Annotated in this window: 17 protein-coding genes; 7 read left to right on the top strand and 10 right to left on the bottom strand. The window is 37.3% G+C overall.

Translation table 11 applies throughout. The annotated features are described in order from the left end of the window. Positions 1–24 precede the first annotated feature (24 nt). The 3 genes from OQX64_RS18115 to OQX64_RS18105 form a co-directional block, all read right to left on the bottom strand. On the bottom strand, positions 25–435 hold the full coding sequence (locus OQX64_RS18115) for a GNAT family N-acetyltransferase (RefSeq protein ID WP_253249040.1): 411 nt from the start codon (positions 433–435) through the stop codon (positions 25–27). 8 nt (positions 436–443) lie between these two features. Further along, positions 444–1,622 (bottom strand): MFS transporter, encoded by a 1,179-nt coding sequence (locus tag OQX64_RS18110; protein WP_265819833.1) that lies wholly within the window; start codon positions 1,620–1,622, stop codon positions 444–446. Positions 1,623–1,712: 90 nt separating this feature from the next. After that, positions 1,713–3,254, bottom strand: a complete 1,542-nt coding sequence (locus tag OQX64_RS18105) for an acyl-CoA carboxylase subunit beta (RefSeq protein ID WP_265819832.1) — start codon at positions 3,252–3,254, stop codon at positions 1,713–1,715. A gap of 276 nt (positions 3,255–3,530) precedes the next feature. On the opposite strand from OQX64_RS18105, the gene OQX64_RS18100 reads away from it, so the two are divergent. The 3 genes from OQX64_RS18100 (at position 3,531) to can (ending at position 6,256) form a co-directional block, all read left to right on the top strand. After that, positions 3,531–3,845: a hypothetical protein gene (locus OQX64_RS18100; RefSeq protein WP_265819831.1), complete on the top strand. Its 315-nt coding sequence runs from the start codon at positions 3,531–3,533 to the stop codon at positions 3,843–3,845. A 144-nt stretch (positions 3,846–3,989) separates the two neighbouring features. After that, the gene (locus tag OQX64_RS18095) at positions 3,990–5,594 is read left to right on the top strand and encodes a SulP family inorganic anion transporter (RefSeq protein ID WP_088301949.1); all 1,605 of its coding nucleotides are present in this window, start codon (positions 3,990–3,992) and stop codon (positions 5,592–5,594) included. Between the two features lie 5 nt (positions 5,595–5,599). Next, positions 5,600–6,256 (top strand): carbonate dehydratase, encoded by a 657-nt coding sequence (can, locus tag OQX64_RS18090; RefSeq protein WP_265819830.1) that lies wholly within the window; start codon positions 5,600–5,602, stop codon positions 6,254–6,256. 481 nt (positions 6,257–6,737) lie between these two features. On the opposite strand, the gene pruA is transcribed toward can, so the two are convergent. Continuing rightward, positions 6,738–8,372, bottom strand: a complete 1,635-nt coding sequence (gene pruA, locus OQX64_RS18085) for an L-glutamate gamma-semialdehyde dehydrogenase (RefSeq protein ID WP_265819829.1) — start codon at positions 8,370–8,372, stop codon at positions 6,738–6,740. Between the two features lie 372 nt (positions 8,373–8,744). On the opposite strand from pruA, the gene OQX64_RS18080 reads away from it, so the two are divergent. Next, positions 8,745–9,284 carry a hypothetical protein gene (locus OQX64_RS18080; RefSeq protein WP_265819828.1) on the top strand — a complete coding sequence of 180 codons (540 nt, stop codon included), beginning with the start codon at positions 8,745–8,747 and terminating at the stop codon, positions 9,282–9,284. Between the two features lie 252 nt (positions 9,285–9,536). On the opposite strand, the gene OQX64_RS18075 is transcribed toward OQX64_RS18080, so the two are convergent. The 6 genes from OQX64_RS18075 to OQX64_RS18050 all read right to left on the bottom strand — a co-directional run bounded on the left by OQX64_RS18075 (position 9,537) and on the right by OQX64_RS18050 (position 15,718). Then, on the bottom strand, positions 9,537–10,265 hold the full coding sequence (locus OQX64_RS18075) for a LytR/AlgR family response regulator transcription factor (protein WP_265819827.1): 729 nt from the start codon (positions 10,263–10,265) through the stop codon (positions 9,537–9,539). Continuing rightward, on the bottom strand, positions 10,262–11,026 hold the full coding sequence (locus tag OQX64_RS18070; RefSeq protein WP_265819826.1) for a sensor histidine kinase: 765 nt from the start codon (positions 11,024–11,026) through the stop codon (positions 10,262–10,264). The genes OQX64_RS18075 and OQX64_RS18070 overlap by 4 nt, the downstream gene beginning before the upstream one ends. Before the next feature lie 374 nt (positions 11,027–11,400). Further along, positions 11,401–12,453, bottom strand: coding sequence for a sensor histidine kinase (locus OQX64_RS18065; RefSeq protein WP_172406535.1), 1,053 nt, complete (start codon positions 12,451–12,453; stop codon positions 11,401–11,403). Positions 12,454–12,455: 2 nt separating this feature from the next. Beyond that, positions 12,456–13,853 (bottom strand): S41 family peptidase, encoded by a 1,398-nt coding sequence (locus OQX64_RS18060; protein ID WP_265819825.1) that lies wholly within the window; start codon positions 13,851–13,853, stop codon positions 12,456–12,458. A gap of 122 nt (positions 13,854–13,975) precedes the next feature. Beyond that, positions 13,976–14,176 (bottom strand): hypothetical protein, encoded by a 201-nt coding sequence (locus tag OQX64_RS18055; RefSeq protein WP_088301957.1) that lies wholly within the window; start codon positions 14,174–14,176, stop codon positions 13,976–13,978. A gap of 132 nt (positions 14,177–14,308) precedes the next feature. After that, a complete protein-coding gene (locus OQX64_RS18050) occupies positions 14,309–15,718 on the bottom strand; it encodes a S41 family peptidase (protein ID WP_265819824.1) in 1,410 nt (469 codons plus the stop codon). A 385-nt stretch (positions 15,719–16,103) separates the two neighbouring features. Here OQX64_RS18050 and OQX64_RS18045 point away from each other — a divergent pair, with 385 nt between their 5' ends. From OQX64_RS18045 to OQX64_RS18035, 3 genes are all read left to right on the top strand, one after another. Continuing rightward, the gene (locus OQX64_RS18045) at positions 16,104–16,274 is read left to right on the top strand and encodes a ComC/BlpC family leader-containing pheromone/bacteriocin (RefSeq protein ID WP_265819823.1); all 171 of its coding nucleotides are present in this window, start codon (positions 16,104–16,106) and stop codon (positions 16,272–16,274) included. A gap of 10 nt (positions 16,275–16,284) precedes the next feature. Beyond that, positions 16,285–16,476, top strand: coding sequence for a hypothetical protein (locus tag OQX64_RS18040; RefSeq protein ID WP_265819822.1), 192 nt, complete (start codon positions 16,285–16,287; stop codon positions 16,474–16,476). Between the two features lie 804 nt (positions 16,477–17,280). Continuing rightward, positions 17,281–18,441 (top strand): HlyD family secretion protein, encoded by a 1,161-nt coding sequence (locus OQX64_RS18035; protein WP_265819821.1) that lies wholly within the window; start codon positions 17,281–17,283, stop codon positions 18,439–18,441. Positions 18,442–18,512 lie beyond the last annotated feature (71 nt).

Raw genomic sequence — 18,512 nt, 5'->3', positions numbered from 1 at the left:
CCAACCATTTTGTTAATCTACAATCTAAAATTCCTTCTCCATGATCACAAAATCATACCCATCTTTAAAAAAGGTTTTTGGTGTTTCGTGAAAGCCAAATTTATAATAAAATTCTTTAGCATTTACACGGGCGTTGCACCAAAGCTTTGAGGCTTTCTGAATTTTACAAAAATCCAAGATATGCTGCATGAGTTGGGTCCCCAGGCCAGCTTTTTGTGCATTTGAAAGAATGGCCAGCTTTCTAAACTGGTATACATCACCTTCGTTAAATAACGATACCACACCTGTAAGTTGATGATCCAGGTATAAACCAAAATGTATGCCGTCGAAATCATCGGGTAGTTTAACACGATCCAGCGGTAATTCAGGATACATCACCTGGTGTCGAATGCGCCAGGTGAGGGAAGGGAAAATTTGTTCAATCTGAATGAGCATAATAATCTTTATGAGCGTGTTCTTTTTCTTCCGTAGAACTGATAAATTAAGATATTAAGTATTGTGATGGCGGCCATGCCAAAGCAAAACAGTGTCCAGCCACCGTGCCCCCACAGCCATAAGCCTAAGGCGGAGCCGCAACTGGCGCCAATAAAGCTGACTGACATAAAAATGGTATTCAACCGGTTCCTGGCTTCAGGAATGAGGGTGTAAATACGGGTTTGATTGGTGACGTGAATGGCCTGCTGACCGATATCAATCAATATAATCCCAATGACAAAAAGGTATAAATGACTGCCGGTAAAATAGAATAAGGCGATGCTAACCAATTGCAATACAAAACCAATCATCAGGTTTTTACGTGGGTTATTTCCATCACTTAATTTGCCTACCAAGGGTGCAGCCAACGCGCCAGCAGCCCCGGCAATGCCGAACAAACCAATTTGTAAGGTTTGAAAATGAAAGGGTGGGTTGGCTAAAAATAATACCATGGTTGTCCAGAAGGCACTGATGATGGCAAAAGCCAGGAAGTTGATGATGGATGTTTCGCGTAAAACGGGTTGTGTTTTGATGTAGCTGAACATTGAACCCATTAACTGTTTGTAGGAACCCTTGAATGCCGGGAAACTTTGCGGAAACCGTTTTGCCATTAAGAGGATCAGCAGGAAACAGATTCCGGAAGCCATATAATAAACGGCACGCCAGTCCAGCCAGAAACCTATACTTCCGCTTACTGCCCTGGAGGCGAGGATGCCCACGAGTAAACCACTCATGATGATGCCTATGTTGGCCCCTCGGTTTTCGTCAGTACTTAAGTTGGCTGCGAGTGGTAAAATAAGCTGCGGAACAATGGAGCAGATGCCAATTAATAAGGAGGCAATTTCAAGTAATAAAAAAGTATGCGAAACTGCGGCCACCAGTAAAGCCACAATGGCTAAGCCAGTGATAAATAAAATCTGTTTTTTACGCTCGAACATATCGCCCAGCGGAACCAAAAGAAATAGACCTAATGCATAGCCAATCTGCGTGATATAGGTAATTCTGCCTGCATAGGTTTCATTTATGTTAAAATCTTTGGCAATGAGGATCACCAGCGGCTGGCAGTAATAGATATTAGCCACAATAAGGCCGGTACAAAAGGCCATGAGAAGGATGTCGGTACGGGATAATGTCGAAGTAGTCTGCATGCTAGTCTAAAGTCCAAAGTCCTTAGTCATGAGTCTTGGAGGCCGAGATTGATACTCCCAGACTATGGACTTATGACGATGGACTATTTTTTACAAAGGTATATTTCCATGTTTCTTTCGGGGATGATTAACCACTTTATTTTCCAGCATTTTGAAAGCTTTAATCAGCTTGATCCGGGTTTGCGAAGGTTCAATGACCTCATCTACAAAGCCTCTTTCTGCAGCACGATAGGGGTTGGCGAAAATATCAGCATAGCGTTTTTCCATTTCTATCCATTTATCTTCCGGATTTTCTGCTGCATGTATTTCTTTTTTAAATATAATTTCTGCGGCACCTTTTGCACCCATTACAGCAATTTCTGCACTAGGCCAGGCATAGTTCAAATCTGCCCCGATGTGTTTGCTGTTCATCACATCGTAGGCACCACCATAAGCTTTCCGGGTGATGACCGTAATCCGCGGAACTGTTGCTTCACTGAAAGCATATAGCAATTTCGCACCGTTGGTAATAATGCCATTCCATTCCTGATCTGTTCCCGGAAGGAACCCCGGAACATCTTCGAACACGAGCAAGGGGATATTAAAGCAATCACAGAAACGCACAAACCTTGCCGCTTTTGTAGAAGAATTGCTATCCAGAACACCCGCAAGATACGCAGGCTGATTGGCCACTATACCAATGCTCCGGCCAGCTAAGCGGGCGAAACCGATCACAATATTTTCAGCGAAATCTTTATGGATTTCAAAAAAACTGTCCTGATCAGCTACGCTATTAATAATTTCACGGATATCATAAGGTTGCGATGCATTTTCCGGCATAAAGGTATTTAGGGCCAGCCGGCTTTCATCTGCTGTTTCATAAGGCCACTGCAAAGGTATTTCCTCGCAATTTTGTGGCATATAACTCAACAGCTTTTTTAAATGATTGATGGCTTCTATCTCGTTGCTGCAGGCGAAATGCGTTACGCCAGATTTGGTTGCATGTGTGGTGGCGCCACCCAATTCTTCTGACGTGACATCTTCATGTGTAACGGTTTTAACCACATTCGGGCCCGTCACAAACATATAGGAAGTGTTTTCTACCATTAAAATAAAATCGGTAATGGCTGGTGAATATACAGCACCACCCGCGCAGGGGCCCATAATGGCCGATAACTGGGGAATTACCCCCGAAGCCTGTACATTTTTATAAAAGATATCAGCGTAACCACCTAATGAAACCACGCCTTCCTGAATCCTGGCCCCTCCGCTGTCGTTGAGTCCGATTAATGGTGCGCCGTTTTTCATGGCCATATCCATCAGCTTACAGATTTTCTCGGCGTGGGTTTCAGATAATGATCCGCCAAAAACAGTAAAATCCTGAGAAAAGACATAAGTTAAACGACCGTTTATCGTACCGTAACCGGTTACTACGCCGTCACCCAGATACTTTTCACCCTCCATTCCAAAATCCGTACTCCGGTGTGTAACCATCATCCCGATTTCTTCAAAACTTCCTTCATCCATTAAAAAATGAATGCGTTCACGTGCGGTGAGCTTGCCCTTTTTATGCTGGCTGTCAATGCGGGTCTGACCACCACCTAAGCTGGCTTGCTTTATTTTATCCTGAAGGAGTGCTATTTTTTTTTCCATCGCTGATTAATGAGATTTTAAATTTAGAAATTACCATCGGTATTACAAGGTTAGATCAGATTGAATTGCGCATGTCATGATTTCTATTCGCGGCCCGTTACCTGAAAGCTACTGAAAATGCGGATTGTTAAATTAATCAAATGATCTGTATTACATGTTGTTACGTTTTTTTTACAACATATCGTATTGAAAACTCGATTATCCGTCTATTTTTGTAATATAACATTAGAACAGGATTAGAAGTCAATGTTTTTCAGGAAATACAAATATATTATCGTGAGCACCTTTATGTTTATCTTCATTGCGAAGATGGGTATTTCAGGCGCGCCGGTATTTTATAAGAGTATGGACAAAGACATCATGAGTGCCGTGATCATGCAAATTGAGCAGGAACATGATGGCGGCAAGGATGCTGCAAATGACCTCACGAAATTTAGCGATTTCAAACTTCTTGAACTCAATCACCCGATCTTTTCTTATGAATTCTCTTCCAGTCACATTGTATTGAAGAGTAGTTTTATTGAACATTTCAGAAGATATGTAGACCCATATCATCCTTCGGTACCTACGCCACCACCCAACCAGATCTGATTTTTTTCTGGGTTATTCTTTGATGCTGTTTACATAAACTGTTTCAGGCATCTTACTGACAGATTTATACGAAAAGTTTTCTTTGGCATAAATGGATATACCCAGCGATTTATTCGTTAAAATTCACCCGATCATTATACTGTTATGCAAAAGTTTAACCCGGCCTTTTCAGGTTCGGATATCAAAAAGTATTTCCTGAAAAAGAATCTCAAAAAAGATCTTCCTTCCAGTATTGTCGTATTTTTAGTGGCCCTGCCATTATGTTTGGGCATTGCCCTGGCTTCCGGTGCACCATTGTTCGCCGGTTTAATCACGGGGATTATCGGTGGTATTGTTGTGGCCTCATGTAGCGGTTCGCAGTTGAGCGTAAGCGGACCTGCTGCCGGTTTAACGGTGATCGTTTTAGGTGCAATCACTTCATTAGGTGCATATCCAACGTTTTTATTAGCTGTTGTACTGGCCGGGGTTTTTCAATTAATTCTGGGTTTGGTAAAGGCCGGCACTATCGGAAATTACTTTCCATCCAGCGTGATTGAAGGCATGTTAGCCGCCATTGGCTTGATTTTAATCCTGAAACAATTGCCACATGCATTGGGTGTGGATACCGATTTTAGTGGTGATGAGGGATTTTTTCAGCAAGATCATGAAAATACCTTTTCTGCAATTACCGCTGCAATTGGTCATTTTAGTTTGGCGGCTGTGGTCATCAGCTTATTATCCATTGCAATTTTAATTACCTGGCCTAAATTTCCCAAATTAACTGTAATACCTGCTCCCTTATTGGTGGTGGCCCTGGGTATTTTAGGGACATTCTTTTTCTCCGGAACAGATCATCCGCTACGGGCAGATCAAATGGTTAAAATTCCGGTGATCAGTGGTTTCAGCGGATTTTTGAGTCTGTTTACACTTCCAGATTTTTCACAGCTGGCCAATAAAAACGTTTACATCGTAGCCCTTACCATAGCCGTAGTGGCCAGTTTAGAAACGCTTTTAAGTATTGAAGCGGTGGATAAGATAGACCCGATCAAACGGGTATCGCCTACCAACCGTGAACTGATTGCACAGGGAATTGGCAACATGGCGAGTGGGATGGTTGGCGGTTTGCCCATGACATCGGTAATTGTAAGGAGTTCTGCTAATGTGAATGCAGGCGGGCGGACTAAAATGTCTGCTATTTTCCACGGCATCTGGCTGCTTTTATCTTTACTGTTTATTCCGCAGGTGATCAATATGATTCCGCTTTCCTGTCTGGCGGCCATTTTGTTGGTAACAGGTTATAAACTCACGCGTATAGGCTTATTCAAACATATGTATCATAAAGGTTGGGATCAGTTTGTACCTTTTGTGGTTACCGTACTGGCCGTATTGTTTACCGATTTACTGAAAGGGGTAGCTGTAGGAATGATGATCTCCATATTTTATTTGCTGCGTACCAACATGCGTAACCCATTCTTTTACCGGATCAGCAATGATGGCGACCGGAAGAACATCCGGATTAAGCTGGCAGAAGAAGTGTCGTTTTTAAATAAAGCGGCTATACAGGTGGTTTTAACAAATATTCCACGCGAAACAAACGTCATTATTGATGGTTCCAATGCCCGGTATATTGATCCTGATGTATTGGAAACCATTTTCAATTATAAGCATAATGCCTATACCAAAGGCATTATTGTCACTTTAGAGCACATTAAGAAACATTATGCTGTGCCAAAATTAACCAACAAATTTGTAGAAGACCTTAATAAGTAGAAGCCATGTGCGCAAAACCAATAGAAACAAAAGATATATCTTACGAAGCCTTATTGCAAGGAAATATAGACTGGGTGAAAGACACGATAGATAAAGATCCGGCTTTTTTTGATAAGCTTTCCAATGGTCAGAATCCACCTGTTTTATGGATTGGCTGTTCGGATAGCCGAGTGCCAGCCAACCAGATCACAAATACCAAGCCGGGTGATATTTTTGTTCATCGAAATATTGCCAATGTAGTGGTGCATACGGATATGAATATGCTTTCTGTTCTGGATTATTCAGTAAACGTATTAAAAGTTAAACATGTTATTGTTTGCGGCCATTATGGCTGTGGAGGTGTAAAAGCTGCAATGGGTAATAAGCAGGTCGGTATTATTGATAACTGGCTGAGAAATATCCGTGATGTATACCGTACTCATGAACATGAATTGGCCGCCATTCAGGAACCTGAAAAAAAGTTTGACCGCCTGGTGGAGTTAAATGCCATTGAAGGGGCTGCGAATATTATGAATACCTCTATTGTTCAAAGTGCATGGGCTAACGGACAGGATTTATCTGTGCATGCATGGGTTTATAGTTTAAAAACCGGTATCATTAAAGATCTGGAAGTAACCAGTAACTGCCTGGATGATGTGACGCCAGCATTTAAGATTGGCTAATTATTCTGATGATATGAGTTCTTAAGGAGTGTCCGTAGCACAAATTTTGGAAGGTCAGGGAAGCCTCGAAGGACTGGTAAAAAATGTCTTTAACGGTGTCTTCGCAAGTTCGGCATGACAATCTTAATCTGGCGCTACCGCCTCTTTATTATGTTCTTGGGCAAAGCCCAAAATCCTTTGCAAATGATTTACATCCTGATTTTTTATTTGGGGTGTAAAAATTTTCGACCGAACGGATAGCAAAAGGTTTGAAAATGAATGTTTATGCCAGGTAGCTGCTGCAGTCCTGCCATTTGCTGTAGCCCTCATGAAAAATTCGGGGCTGCCGCTGCTGTCAGGTTTAGAAACGAAGTCCGGTTTTTATCGGGGAACACAGCATAAAGCCTAAGATTAAATATTGCTACACCAATTGCATTCCGAAGTTTTTAAAAAGAAAAATCCCCGGGTATTCGGGGATTTTAAAAGGATATGGGTACATAAATTAATCTTCTGCTAAAAACGGATAACGATAATCTGTTGGAGATTCAAAAACTTCCTTAATGGTACGTGGCGAAACCCAGCGCAACAAGTTAATCATTGAACCGGCTTTATCGTTTGTACCAGAACCTCTGGCACCGCCAAAGGGTTGCTGACCAACCACTGCTCCTGTACATTTATCGTTGATGTAAAAGTTACCAGCCGAATTGCGTAAAGCATGTGATGCTTTATCAATGGCATAACGGTCCTGAGCAATTAAAGCACCTGTTAAGGCATATGGCGAAGTCGTATCTATCACCTCTAAAATAGCATCAAAATCCTGGTCGGCATACACATAAACCGTTAATACCGGACCAAACAGCTCTTCGCACATGGTGGTATATTTAGGGTCGTTAACAACCAGTACAGTTGGTTCTACAAAGTATCCTTTTGATTTATCGTAGTTCCCTCCGGCAATGATTTCTACACCTTCATCCTGTTTGGCCTGATCAATGTATTTCGCTAACTTATCAAAAGAACGCTCATCAATTACCGCATTAATAAAGTTGCTGAAATCTTCTGTTCCGCCCATTTTGAATGTGGCTAAATCGCGAAGCATTAATTCCTTAATTTCAGGCCAGATACTTGCTGCAATGTAAACTCTTGATGCAGCAGAACATTTTTGTCCCTGGTATTCAAAAGCACCACGCACAATGGCAGTACTGGCAATATCGGTTTGTGCTGAAGGGTGAACAAGAATAAAATCTTTACCACCTGTTTCGCCTACAATACGTGGGTATGACCTGTACTTATGGATGTTTGTGCCAATGGTTTTCCAGATTTCCTGAAAAACTTTAGTAGAACCGGTGAAGTGAATCCCCGCAAAATCTTTGTGATTAAAAATCACCTCACCCGTTTCAGGGCCATCCGCGTATACTAAATTCACCACGCCATCTGGCAAGCCCGCCTCGCGGAAAATTTCCATTAACAGGTTGGCAGCATATACTTGTGTGTCTGCAGGTTTCCAAACCACCACATTGCCCATCATGGCCGCAGATGCCGGTAAGTTGGCTGCAATGGCGGTAAAGTTGAATGGGGTGAGGGCGAATACAAAACCTTCTAAAGGGCGTTGTTCTACACGGTTCCAGCTGCCACGCGGCGATACAGGAGGTTGTTGTTTATAAATATCAGCCATATAGCTGACGTTAAAACGTAAGAAATCGATCAACTCGCAAGCGGCATCAATTTCTGCCTGGTAAGCATTTTTGCTCTGCCCAAGCATGGTTGCGGCGTTTAATTTATAACGGTATTTGCCCGCAATTAAATCTGCGGCTTTTAAAAAGATGGCCGCCCGGTGTTCCCAGGAAAGGTTTTCCCAATCTTCTTTCGCTGCTAAAGCGGCATCAATGGCTTGTGAAATATGCGTACGATCGCCAATGCTAAACTGGGCCAAAACATGCTGATGATCATGAGGCGCAACAACTTTTCCTTTTTTATCGGTATGAACGGCTTTCCCGCCGATATACATGGGGATATCTTGTTGATGTGCGCGGGCTTCAGCTAATGCTTCTTTTAAAAGTGCACGTTCTTTACTGCCCGGGGCATAGTTTAATATAGGTTCGTTTACCGGAGTGGGTACGTTAAAAAATCCTTTAAGCATAGTGTATTTTTTATGAGTTGCGCAAAGATAAGGCTTTTTGAGGGATGCTATTCTATTATTCTGTAAAGAAAACAATGCGCATGCTTAAAGGGGAAATTCGCTAATTTAAAAGCTGTCTGAAAGTTAGAATTTATCAATTTACAAAGCAGTTGATCTTCGTTCATGAAAATTAGAAAGCTCATCAGGTCGTTCTCATTATCATTAAAAACTTCCATATATGCCCAAAAAGAATCTGAAACAATTTATCGGGAAACAAAAAATAGTTTCCTTAAAAAATGTTTCGCCCAGGAGAAACATTTTATCGAGAAACAAAAAAAAGTTTCTCGTAATTTTGTTTCTCGGATGGTATAACCCAGGTTAAAATTTGGTCGTATGAAAAAATTGAGAGATCAGATCGGCTTAAGCCAAACAGAGATGGCTAAGCTTATCGGGAGTAATAAAACTTCCGGTAGTTTACATGAAAAAGGCTTACGTGAACTTAATCCTAAGGCGTTGACTGTGTTAAGTACCATCGAACTTTTGATGAGTAACACTGACGAAACCCACGCAACTGAAAGCATTAGCTTCAATGAGCAGAAAGCTTTGGTAGCCATGCTCAAAAAGCTGACCTACGATCAAAAACGTGCAGAGCAGAAGTATAAAATATTGGAGAAAAAACTTTCCGGAATGGAAGAAACTTATGCCAGCAACCGTAAGTTATGGCATTTGCTTCAAAGCTTAAAAGCGAATTTAAAGGATAGCGCGGCTAATCCTTATGTGGGTGTGCTTGAGATCAGGTGTGTAGAGAAACTTAAATCATGCGGTCTTCATCAACAAATTTTGCTTCGCCATCAACTTTCTATTGTGGAAAGCGAAATAACTTCTGCGCAACAGATCATTGAGGAGTATAAGGGGATTGGAGGAGAGCAGTGATGGCAGATGGATTGGAGGTTATCACCATTAAGGATTTGAATTTCAGTTTAAATTTTTCCCTGCCCTAAGTTTATAAATTCCTGTTGTGGCAATTGGTGAAGAAGTACTGATGGTGGGGGTAGGTATCAAGCAGATCTGATCTGGCGATTATACATTCTGATTGGGTATTAACGTATGTTTGATGATGGTATTTCAAATGCGGGGTTTGCTGCCTTGCTTCTGAAAGGGTGGGATTAAGAACGTCATTCTTCCCTAGAGGAGTAATTTTTGCTTCATCATATCTAAAAAATCCTTTCTATAGGTTTCACCAATCAATATTTCGGCCGAAATTCCTTTTAAAATGATCCGGTTTCCATCTATAGAGGTAATCTTATTGAGGGCAACAATAAATGATTTTTGTACCCTGATAAATTGTGTTTTAGGCAACCTGTCTTCTACATCTTTCATGGTAAGCAAGGCAAGTGTGCGGATGCCATTATGATGGAAGGCCACATAGTTTTTCATGCCTTCCACAAAATCAATTTCAGCAATGTTAATTTTCAGCATTTTGCCTTTGGCCTCTGTTTTAACCATAAAATAATCATCCTGGTGACGATCAATCATGCTGCCGTTGTTGTTTTTGGAGTTGATGAGATTTTGCGCCTTATTAATGGCCTGTAAAAAACGGGGCAGGGGAATGGGCTTCACTAAATAATCGACCACGTTCAGGTCGAAACCATTGGTGGCAAATTCTTTATATGCGGTGGTTAATATGACCTGGATATCTTGATGCTGGATGGATTGAATGAACTCAATGCCAGATATTTCCGGCATATGGATATCTAAAAAAATAAGATCAACAGGGTTTCGGCTTAGAAAACTCAATGCATCTATCGGATGGGTAAAGGTTGCCAGGATGTGTATGGCTGAAACCGGTTTCAGGTAATGCTGAATCACTTCAATGGCATGTTCTTCGTCATCAACAATAATGCAGTGAATCATGGGGTATATGGTTTTGGTTTGATGGTGTGTAAAGTAAATTGTTCTGCTAGTGTGATCTGAGTGGATTGCTTCACCTCGCTAGCTGATGTGCTGGAAGGGATACTCAAATCCAGAAAGTAATCCTGTTCGCTTTCTGTTATATTTAGTATAAACCTCTTCTGATAGTGATGGGCCAGTCTTTTTTTGATATTATCTAAGCCTATTCCGCTCGAAAGTTCCTTTGGCCCTTTTTTCTTCCGGTTGAAGGTATTCAAATAAACGTATCCATCCGCTTCATTGATGGTTAAGAAAATTTTAACCGGATAATTTTGATCGGTGCAATTGCCATGCTTTAAAATATTTTCTACCACGGTAATTAATATCAGGGGGATCAGCCTAACGTTATGGGTATTTCCCTCAATTTTAAAATCTATTTGTAGCTTATGGTTGAAACGGAGCTGATTAATTTTTATTACATTTTTAATGTGTTCGATTTCTTGATCGATTAAGGTCATCCGGTCATCACTATCAATTGCCAGTGAGTAACGCATAATTTCACTTAAGGTCATAATGCCATTGGCAAGTTCTTCTGAGAGGGGTAAAGACTTGGCAAAAAAGAAATTTAAGGTATTGTTGAGGAAACGGGGATTAATTTGCGCACGTAGGAAAGCGTATTCAGTATCAAGTTTTTCTTTTTCGATTATTCTGAGTTCTTTTTCACGATTAATAGATTGTCGGAAATAGTATATGCTAAATGATAAAAGTGCATATTTAACAAACATATATAAATTCAGTGTGATAAAATCGAAAAACTTAAAAAGTCGAGGTGCAGGGCCATCTAGCCAAACTAAAGGTCTAATGTAATATGCCGTAATATACCAAAAAATAGCATAGGACAAGTAAGCCAAGATTAAACTGATAATTAAATGGTGTGCTTTTAATGGATAACTGTAAAAGGAATAAATACACCAACATAAATAAAATGCATAAATATCTGGCAAATAAGTGAAAAAGAAATAGAATATGCCTGTTGAATAAATTTTAGGTGAAGAAAAAAAACCTGCTAAAATGCTAAGGATAATATAAGCCAGCCAACAACCTATATGATAGAATATTCGTCTATGCTTTTTGAGAGAATTAAATATATCAATCATTTTTAATTAATTGGATGAATAGAAATGTTTAAACTCAGTTCATAAAACTCAATTTGATCATTTATGTTGAAACTGAAATTTTCTCCATAATAACTTTTAAGGCGTTTTTGTAAATTTTCGAGACTATTTCCATTTGACTGTTCGCTTAGTTCTCTCTTTTTCTTGTTAAAAGTCTCTATTTTGATGTTATTATCTTTATCTAGTTTGATATTAATTCGTGCTCTTTCATCCTGATTATTACATTCTCCATGTTTTAAAATATTTTCCAAAAGTATAACCAATGTTAGAGGAACAATTAAAATATGTTGTATATCCCCTTCAATTCGTAAATCTAAATGCAAGCTATTATTTGCTTGTAATTGATTGATGCTAATAATATTTCTTATATGATCTATCTCATCAGTTAAAGGCATTAACTGATTGTTTTGATTCGCCTGTAATGAATAGCGCATGATCTCAGACAAAGTCATTATCCCATTTGATAACTTCGATGATAATGGCAATGATTTAGCATAAAAAAAATTTAATGTGTTATTTAAAAAATGTGGATTTATTTGAGCTCTTAAATAGGCATAATCAATTTCTAACTTTTCATTTTGTAACACCCTTAGTTGTTTTTCATGCTTGAGCGTTTTTTTAAAGTATTGAAAACCAAAAGCTATTAAGCTCCATTGTACAAAAATATAGAGTATAGATGCGACAAATGGAATGAATTCAAACTCTGATGTAATGGTATAAATAGTATTTAATTTGGGAGCAATCCAGTAATCGATGAGATACCAAAGTATAGTAAAAAAGATAAATGTTGTAAGTAAAGATAAACTTAACCTAATTAAGTTTATTGGCTGTAAATATTTTGAGTAAGAGTACCAGCTTGCATAAAATGCAAACAGAGTAGGTAGATTTATCAGAAATATATCTAAAATTAAATTCGTTTTGAGATTAGATATATACTCAGGATCCCTTGAAAATTTCAGAATTATACCAAATATCACATAAGTTAGCCAAAAGCTAATATGATATAGTAATGCTGTATTTTTTTTTCTTAGATGCAAATTTATAGTCTATAATCTTTAACATACTTAATCCAATCTTTAACTTCAGAAGGTATTTCTATATCTGGTTTGATACCTATATTAGCTTTCTCTGTATTTGCTCTGAGTAATCTAGTGGGTGGATAAATCAATGTGAAAAATTTGCAAGGCATCTGTGTTTCTACACGTTCAACATAATTAATAGAACCGGCACTATTTGTACCATAGAGTTTAACTTTACTACTCTGTCTGGCTTGTAATGCAAATAGTTCTGTACTACTGCTAGATTCTTTATTCATTAAGATAGAGACTCTGGATGGTTTTTTAAATATGTTTGTATATCTAATTGTATCGACTGGATACAATAGATACATCTCCCCAAGATGCGCTTTTAATTTAATCAAGTTTTGCTTAAAAGAATCTTGAACATCTTGTGGCAAATCAGTAGATGTATCTTCAAAACCATCTTTGATATTATCATCTGTAGCCAGGACCTGTGCGCTTTCAGTTAGAATTGGGTTGGTATATATATATGGTAAAATCTTTTTAAAGGCACCAACAGCTCCTCCATGGTTATTTCGTAAATCAATGATTAAATGATCTGTATTGAGCAATACTGAATCAATTTTTAGCATTAAGCTATCTGTTTCTTGCCTTAATGAAATATCAAAGCTTGGGATAGTTAAGAGGCCTGTTTTATTATCAAGTTTTTTAAATTTAGGATTATTTATTCCAACTTGAGCGTTATGCTTAGGTGAACCATTTTTGTAGAACTTTCCTAATTCTTTTAAATCAATTGTGTCTTTTAGAAGGATCATTTTAGCTGGATAATTTGAATGATCTCTTGCAAGAAAATACATGAAATTATAAGTTTTGTTTATCTTTTTTATTTTAAACTTAATTTGTTGTGGAATCCAAAATATACCATCAGCCTTGATTGTAAAACCTATAAACTCATCATGGATTAAACTATCACGGACAATACCTAATTTGAAAATATTTGATTCATGATTCCAAATACCTTCAATGCTGTCTAAAGAATATTTATTAGCGTTTAAATATGATTTTAGATTATCTTTTGACCACTTTGTTCTCTCTTCTTTAGCGAAAAAATTAAGAATGGAATCTTTTGGTTGATTTGCATTAAATACGATTGACATATGTCTGTCTTTAAAAAAGTCGAGCCATTCTTTGCAAAGAGAAATACACTTATCCCTGTTTGTTATTTTTGCTACTTGCTGAAGACTATCGGTAAAGCGATCGAATTGTTTTTGATTATTTTTTAAAACCATATCGTTATACCCAGCATAATTCTTTTTAATACGTTTCACCATAAAATTGAAATTATCTGAACAATTGCAGTTTTGGGCTTGAGAGGGATCTGTAAAAAGAAGAAAAAGAAGAAAATAAATATATTTCATAAAATAATTTAATAGGGACTTAGTTCTTGATAATCATTATTAGAGCTGTTATGGCGTGCTTAAATTAGTATTTAATTATTAAGATGTTACAATACTTGATTGTTTTAAGATTGGTTTTTTTATTAAATCGATTGAGTTTTTAAATCATTACATAATTTTGAAGATGGACTTCCTCCATCGCCCTCATTTAATTGAATTAAGTTTAGCCCACCTCTTGTTAGATTTCCTCCATTAATCAGTTTCATTTGCTCTGGTGTCAAATTATTAAGGCTATTCTTTTTAAAAATGAAAATAGTTCTTTTTTCTAATTTAGTTGTTTTCATAGGACTTAGATTTAAGTGTTTTAAATGTATGCATGCAAAGTATAGCTTATTATGAGATGGATCAAAAAAACTACACCAAACAGCCTTTTGAGTATACGAAACCAAAGGATTAGAAATGTAAATCTTAAATAATCATTTAGATTGATGGTTTTTTACAAAATCAATCCAGTCAGTAACACTATCCGGAATTTCTACATCGGGTTTAATCCCAATATTATCTAAGGGATAATCTGGTAACCTAAAAGATTTGCAAGCGGGATAGTAAAGGGTATAAAAATTACAGGGCATTTTGGTGGTAATCACTTCAACATAATCAATTGTCCCACTACTATTTTCACCATAAATTTTCACCTTTTTGCTTTGTTTTGCTTCAAGTAAAAATAATTCGGCAGCGCTCCCTGTATTTTTATTCACCAGAAACGAAATCCGTTCGGGGTTTTTGTAAACTGTATTAAATTTTATGGTATCCACCGGGTAAAGCTTATAAAGTTCTCCCTCGTGAGCTTTTAATGTCATCAGGTTTTTCTTTAGTACATTTCTAATACTGTCTGAAACTTCCGGATATTCTTTAGAATAGCCGTCTCTAATATTTTCGGCAGTTGCCAAAACATAACCTCCCTCCTTTAGGATTGGGTTGGTATATAAGTATGGCATCAGTTTTTCATAGACCAAAACAGAACCACCGCTATTATTTCTTAAGTCTATAATTAAATGTTTCATGTTTTTTAATACGCTTTCGTTCTTTTTAATTAAGGCTGCTGTTGGGGCTACATAATCTAATTTGCCAAAAGAGGGCATTTCAAATATTGCCGTTTCATCATTCAATACCCGGAATTTTGGAGAAAGGTCTATTTCTTTTTCGATTGTTGCATTTAAAGGTTTAGGCACTTTAACCCACTTTTTAAAAAAGCCAAAATCCAGTGTATCTGCATTTTTTATTAAGGCAGGATGTTGCTCGGAATGATCTCCTCCACTAAAATAAATGGTTTGATATTGCCCGCCCTTTTTCATTATTCTAAACTTGACTTGCTGCGGCATCCACCTTACTGAATCTGCTTTGAGCACAAAGGCGATAAACTGATTTGGCTTGATGTCTTTAACAATCCCAACTTCATAAATGCCGGTACTCCAGATACCTTCTACAGGATCGAGCTTCGCTTTGTTTTGGAGGAGGTATGATTTAAAACTACTGTCTGTCCACTTGGTTTTTTCTTCATCTGAAAAAAAAGTCCTTACTGAATCCGCATTTAGTTCATCGAAAGCCATGCCAAAGGCAAGGTGTTTATCTTTAAAGAAATCAAGCCATTCCCTACATAAGCTTAAACACTGGTATGCATTTGATCGGTTAGCGATTTGTTGGAGGCTATCTGTGAATTTTGCAAATTGTTTGCTGTTTGATGGGGTTATCTTGTCCGTATAACCTACATAATTTTTGGAAATTCTTTGGGTTAAGAAAGCAAAGTTATCTCCACAGTTGCAGTTTTGGGCTTTAAGGCATGTAACAGTAAACATCAAAAAGAAAAAGCCTAGTAATTTTTTCATATAAACATTAATGATGGAGTAAGTGAGCTTTTGTAGGCTAACTTATTAGTTTGTTTTGTGGTTAAAAATATAAAACATTGTCGTAGCTGACAAAAACTATTGATGAATACTACCTTTTTATGTACCAAAACTGTTTTGGTCAAAAGAGTTTTCATTTTTTTGAAACAGCGTGTCAATGGATTCTAAAGCTATACATCAATATACTCAGTTATAAACATATCGTTACTTTAGTAACTATTAGGTGTCGTGTCCATATAAAAAGCCATTTCGTGTATTATTTTTCAGGCTCGGAAAAATAAACTCAATACTTGTATCATGTTAGGCCGACAGAGGCGGAAATCCGAAAAGCCTTTAATGAGTAGGAATTAAATTTAAATTAATCGAAATGAAAAAGTTAAAATTAGAAAACTTCGGCGTGCAGGAAATGGATGCTAAAGAATTACAAAAGGTTGATGGAGGGAATTTTTGGTGGGCAGTGGGTGTAGGAATTTATTTATACGATAATAGAGAGAGATTTTTAGAAGGTGTAAAAAAAGGTTTAAATGACTTTAACTAAAGAATAAAATATGAAAAATTTAAATAATATTCAAATTGACGGTTCAGGTTTATCAATTTTAGATAATAATGAACTTATAACTACAAATGGTGGTAATGCAGGTGATGCAGCAGAATTAATAGGTAGGTCATATGTATGGTCTATGGCTCATTTTCTTACTGGTGGAGCAAGTACAATTTATTTAATTGCACATAACTTGTAACTTATTGAACCAAGTTGTAAATTTAAAATGAATTTACAACTTGGTTTTAAATTGAAATTGATAAAAACAGAAATATGAAAAATACTTTATCGAAGAGGAATGAAAATTTAATTGACGTACTATTTATAATGATACTCTTATTTATATTTCTTTATGATTATAGAGTTGAATTTTTAAATGGGGTACAGTTAGGGATTAAAGATTTTATTAAGTAATCTTATTTACATGCAAAATCTATATATAATAACTTTTTAAAAACTGTATATTTTTTTAGCAGTATAAATTTAAGAAATAATTTTTTTTATTAAAATATAAAAACGGTTGTTTTTTGTGTTTAAATAAAGTAAGTATTCCATCCATATGATTTACTTACTTATGATTACTGCCATTTTATTGGCTGTTCCCTTTTTCGCCTTAATAACTTCAGAAAAAAAGAGCCTATTTGTTATAAATATACTGTATTTAGCATGTGGTGTGATGTTACTGTCTCTTCCAGCTGGTTTGTTTTTAGGAAAGGCATTTTACTTTCTAACACATTCATAAATATTACTCAATTTTTAATCATCAGCAGCAGCGATCATCCAGATTTAGATTGACTTTAATAAATAATCGATTTTAAAACCAGCATATACAGCTGGTTTTTTTGTTTATAGCTGATTTTTACAATAACCTTATAGGTTGAGTGGCAGGTGATGCCATTTATTACCTGTTCACTATTCATCCCTACAATCTGCCCTTTGGTGTATCAATTTTGTTGCTTCACAAATTAAACACAAAATTGCCCCCTAAATTATTGTAATTCATATGGCCGTCGAGAATGAGACAGATTTGCAGAACAATGTGCTGGTTTTTTTACATCAGACGAAAGTGAGCACCCAGATTATTTATTCCGTGACCCTGCTGGCAGTTGTTATGGCCTTATCTGCTTTACCATTTATTTATACCACGGTAAGCGTAAAAGGAAGTGGTTCATTACAAAGTAATATAGAGAAAAATGAATTGCTGGCACCAGTGTCTGGTAAAATTACAATGATCAATTTAACTGATAACAAAAAAATAAAAAAGGGAGACCTTCTTTTAAATATAGATCCTACGCTTCAGGAAAAGCAGGGAATGATTTTAAGTAGTCGTACAAATGAATTAAGTGATTTGTTAAACGATGCTACGCTCCTGTTAAAAAAAGTCGATTTAAGCGGTGCTGGTTTACCTGCACTGCACACCGGCTTATATACAGCCAGCTGGCAGCAGTTTATGGAGCAAACCCAGAATGCATTGAACGCTAAAAATCAGGCTTACCAGATTTATGCCAGATATGAGATTCTTTTTGCAAAGAAAGTCGTTACACAGGCTGAATACGAGCAGTATAAATTTAACTACGACCAGGCACTTTCTGATTTTAACCTCGTGGCCAGGAAATATAAAACGCAATGGCAAACCGAGGCCAATCAATACAGAAAGGAACTAAAGGACCTGGATAATCAAATGGTTCAGCTCACGGAACAGGAAAAGTTATATCAACTTACTGCCCATATTGATGGTACTGTTCAAGGATTATCGGGCTTGCAGACGGGATCTTTCGTTTCTGCCGGGCAGAAGATCGGAGAGATCTCTCCTGATAGTGCTTTGCTGGCCATCAATTACATTAAACCTTCAGACATTGGCTTGATTAAAAAAGGCCAGGAAGCCAGGTTTCAGATCGATGCATTTAACTATAACCAATGGGGTTTGCTTAAAGGAGTAGTTACAGATATTTCAGACGATATTGTGATGATTAACCAAAACCCATACTTCAAAGTAAAGTGTAAGCTGAATCAAGACTACCTCCAGTTAAAAAATGGTTATAAAGGTCAGGTAAAAAAAGGAATGAGTTTTAGTGCACGGTTTACCATTGCCAAAAGAAGCTTGTATCAATTGCTTTATGATCAGGTTGATGACTGGCTGAATCCGAATGGAGCCAAACGCTAAAAGAAGAAAGCTAAATGGTAATAACTAAAAAGCCTGAATTAAACATTCTCATATCTCACATCTGAAATCTA

Origin of the sequence: Pedobacter sp. GR22-10 (assembly GCF_026239715.1) — a bacterium.
Taxonomy (GTDB): domain Bacteria; phylum Bacteroidota; class Bacteroidia; order Sphingobacteriales; family Sphingobacteriaceae; genus Pedobacter.
Note: the sequence above shows the minus strand (reverse complement) of the source record. Positions and strands in the feature narration are given on the sequence as shown.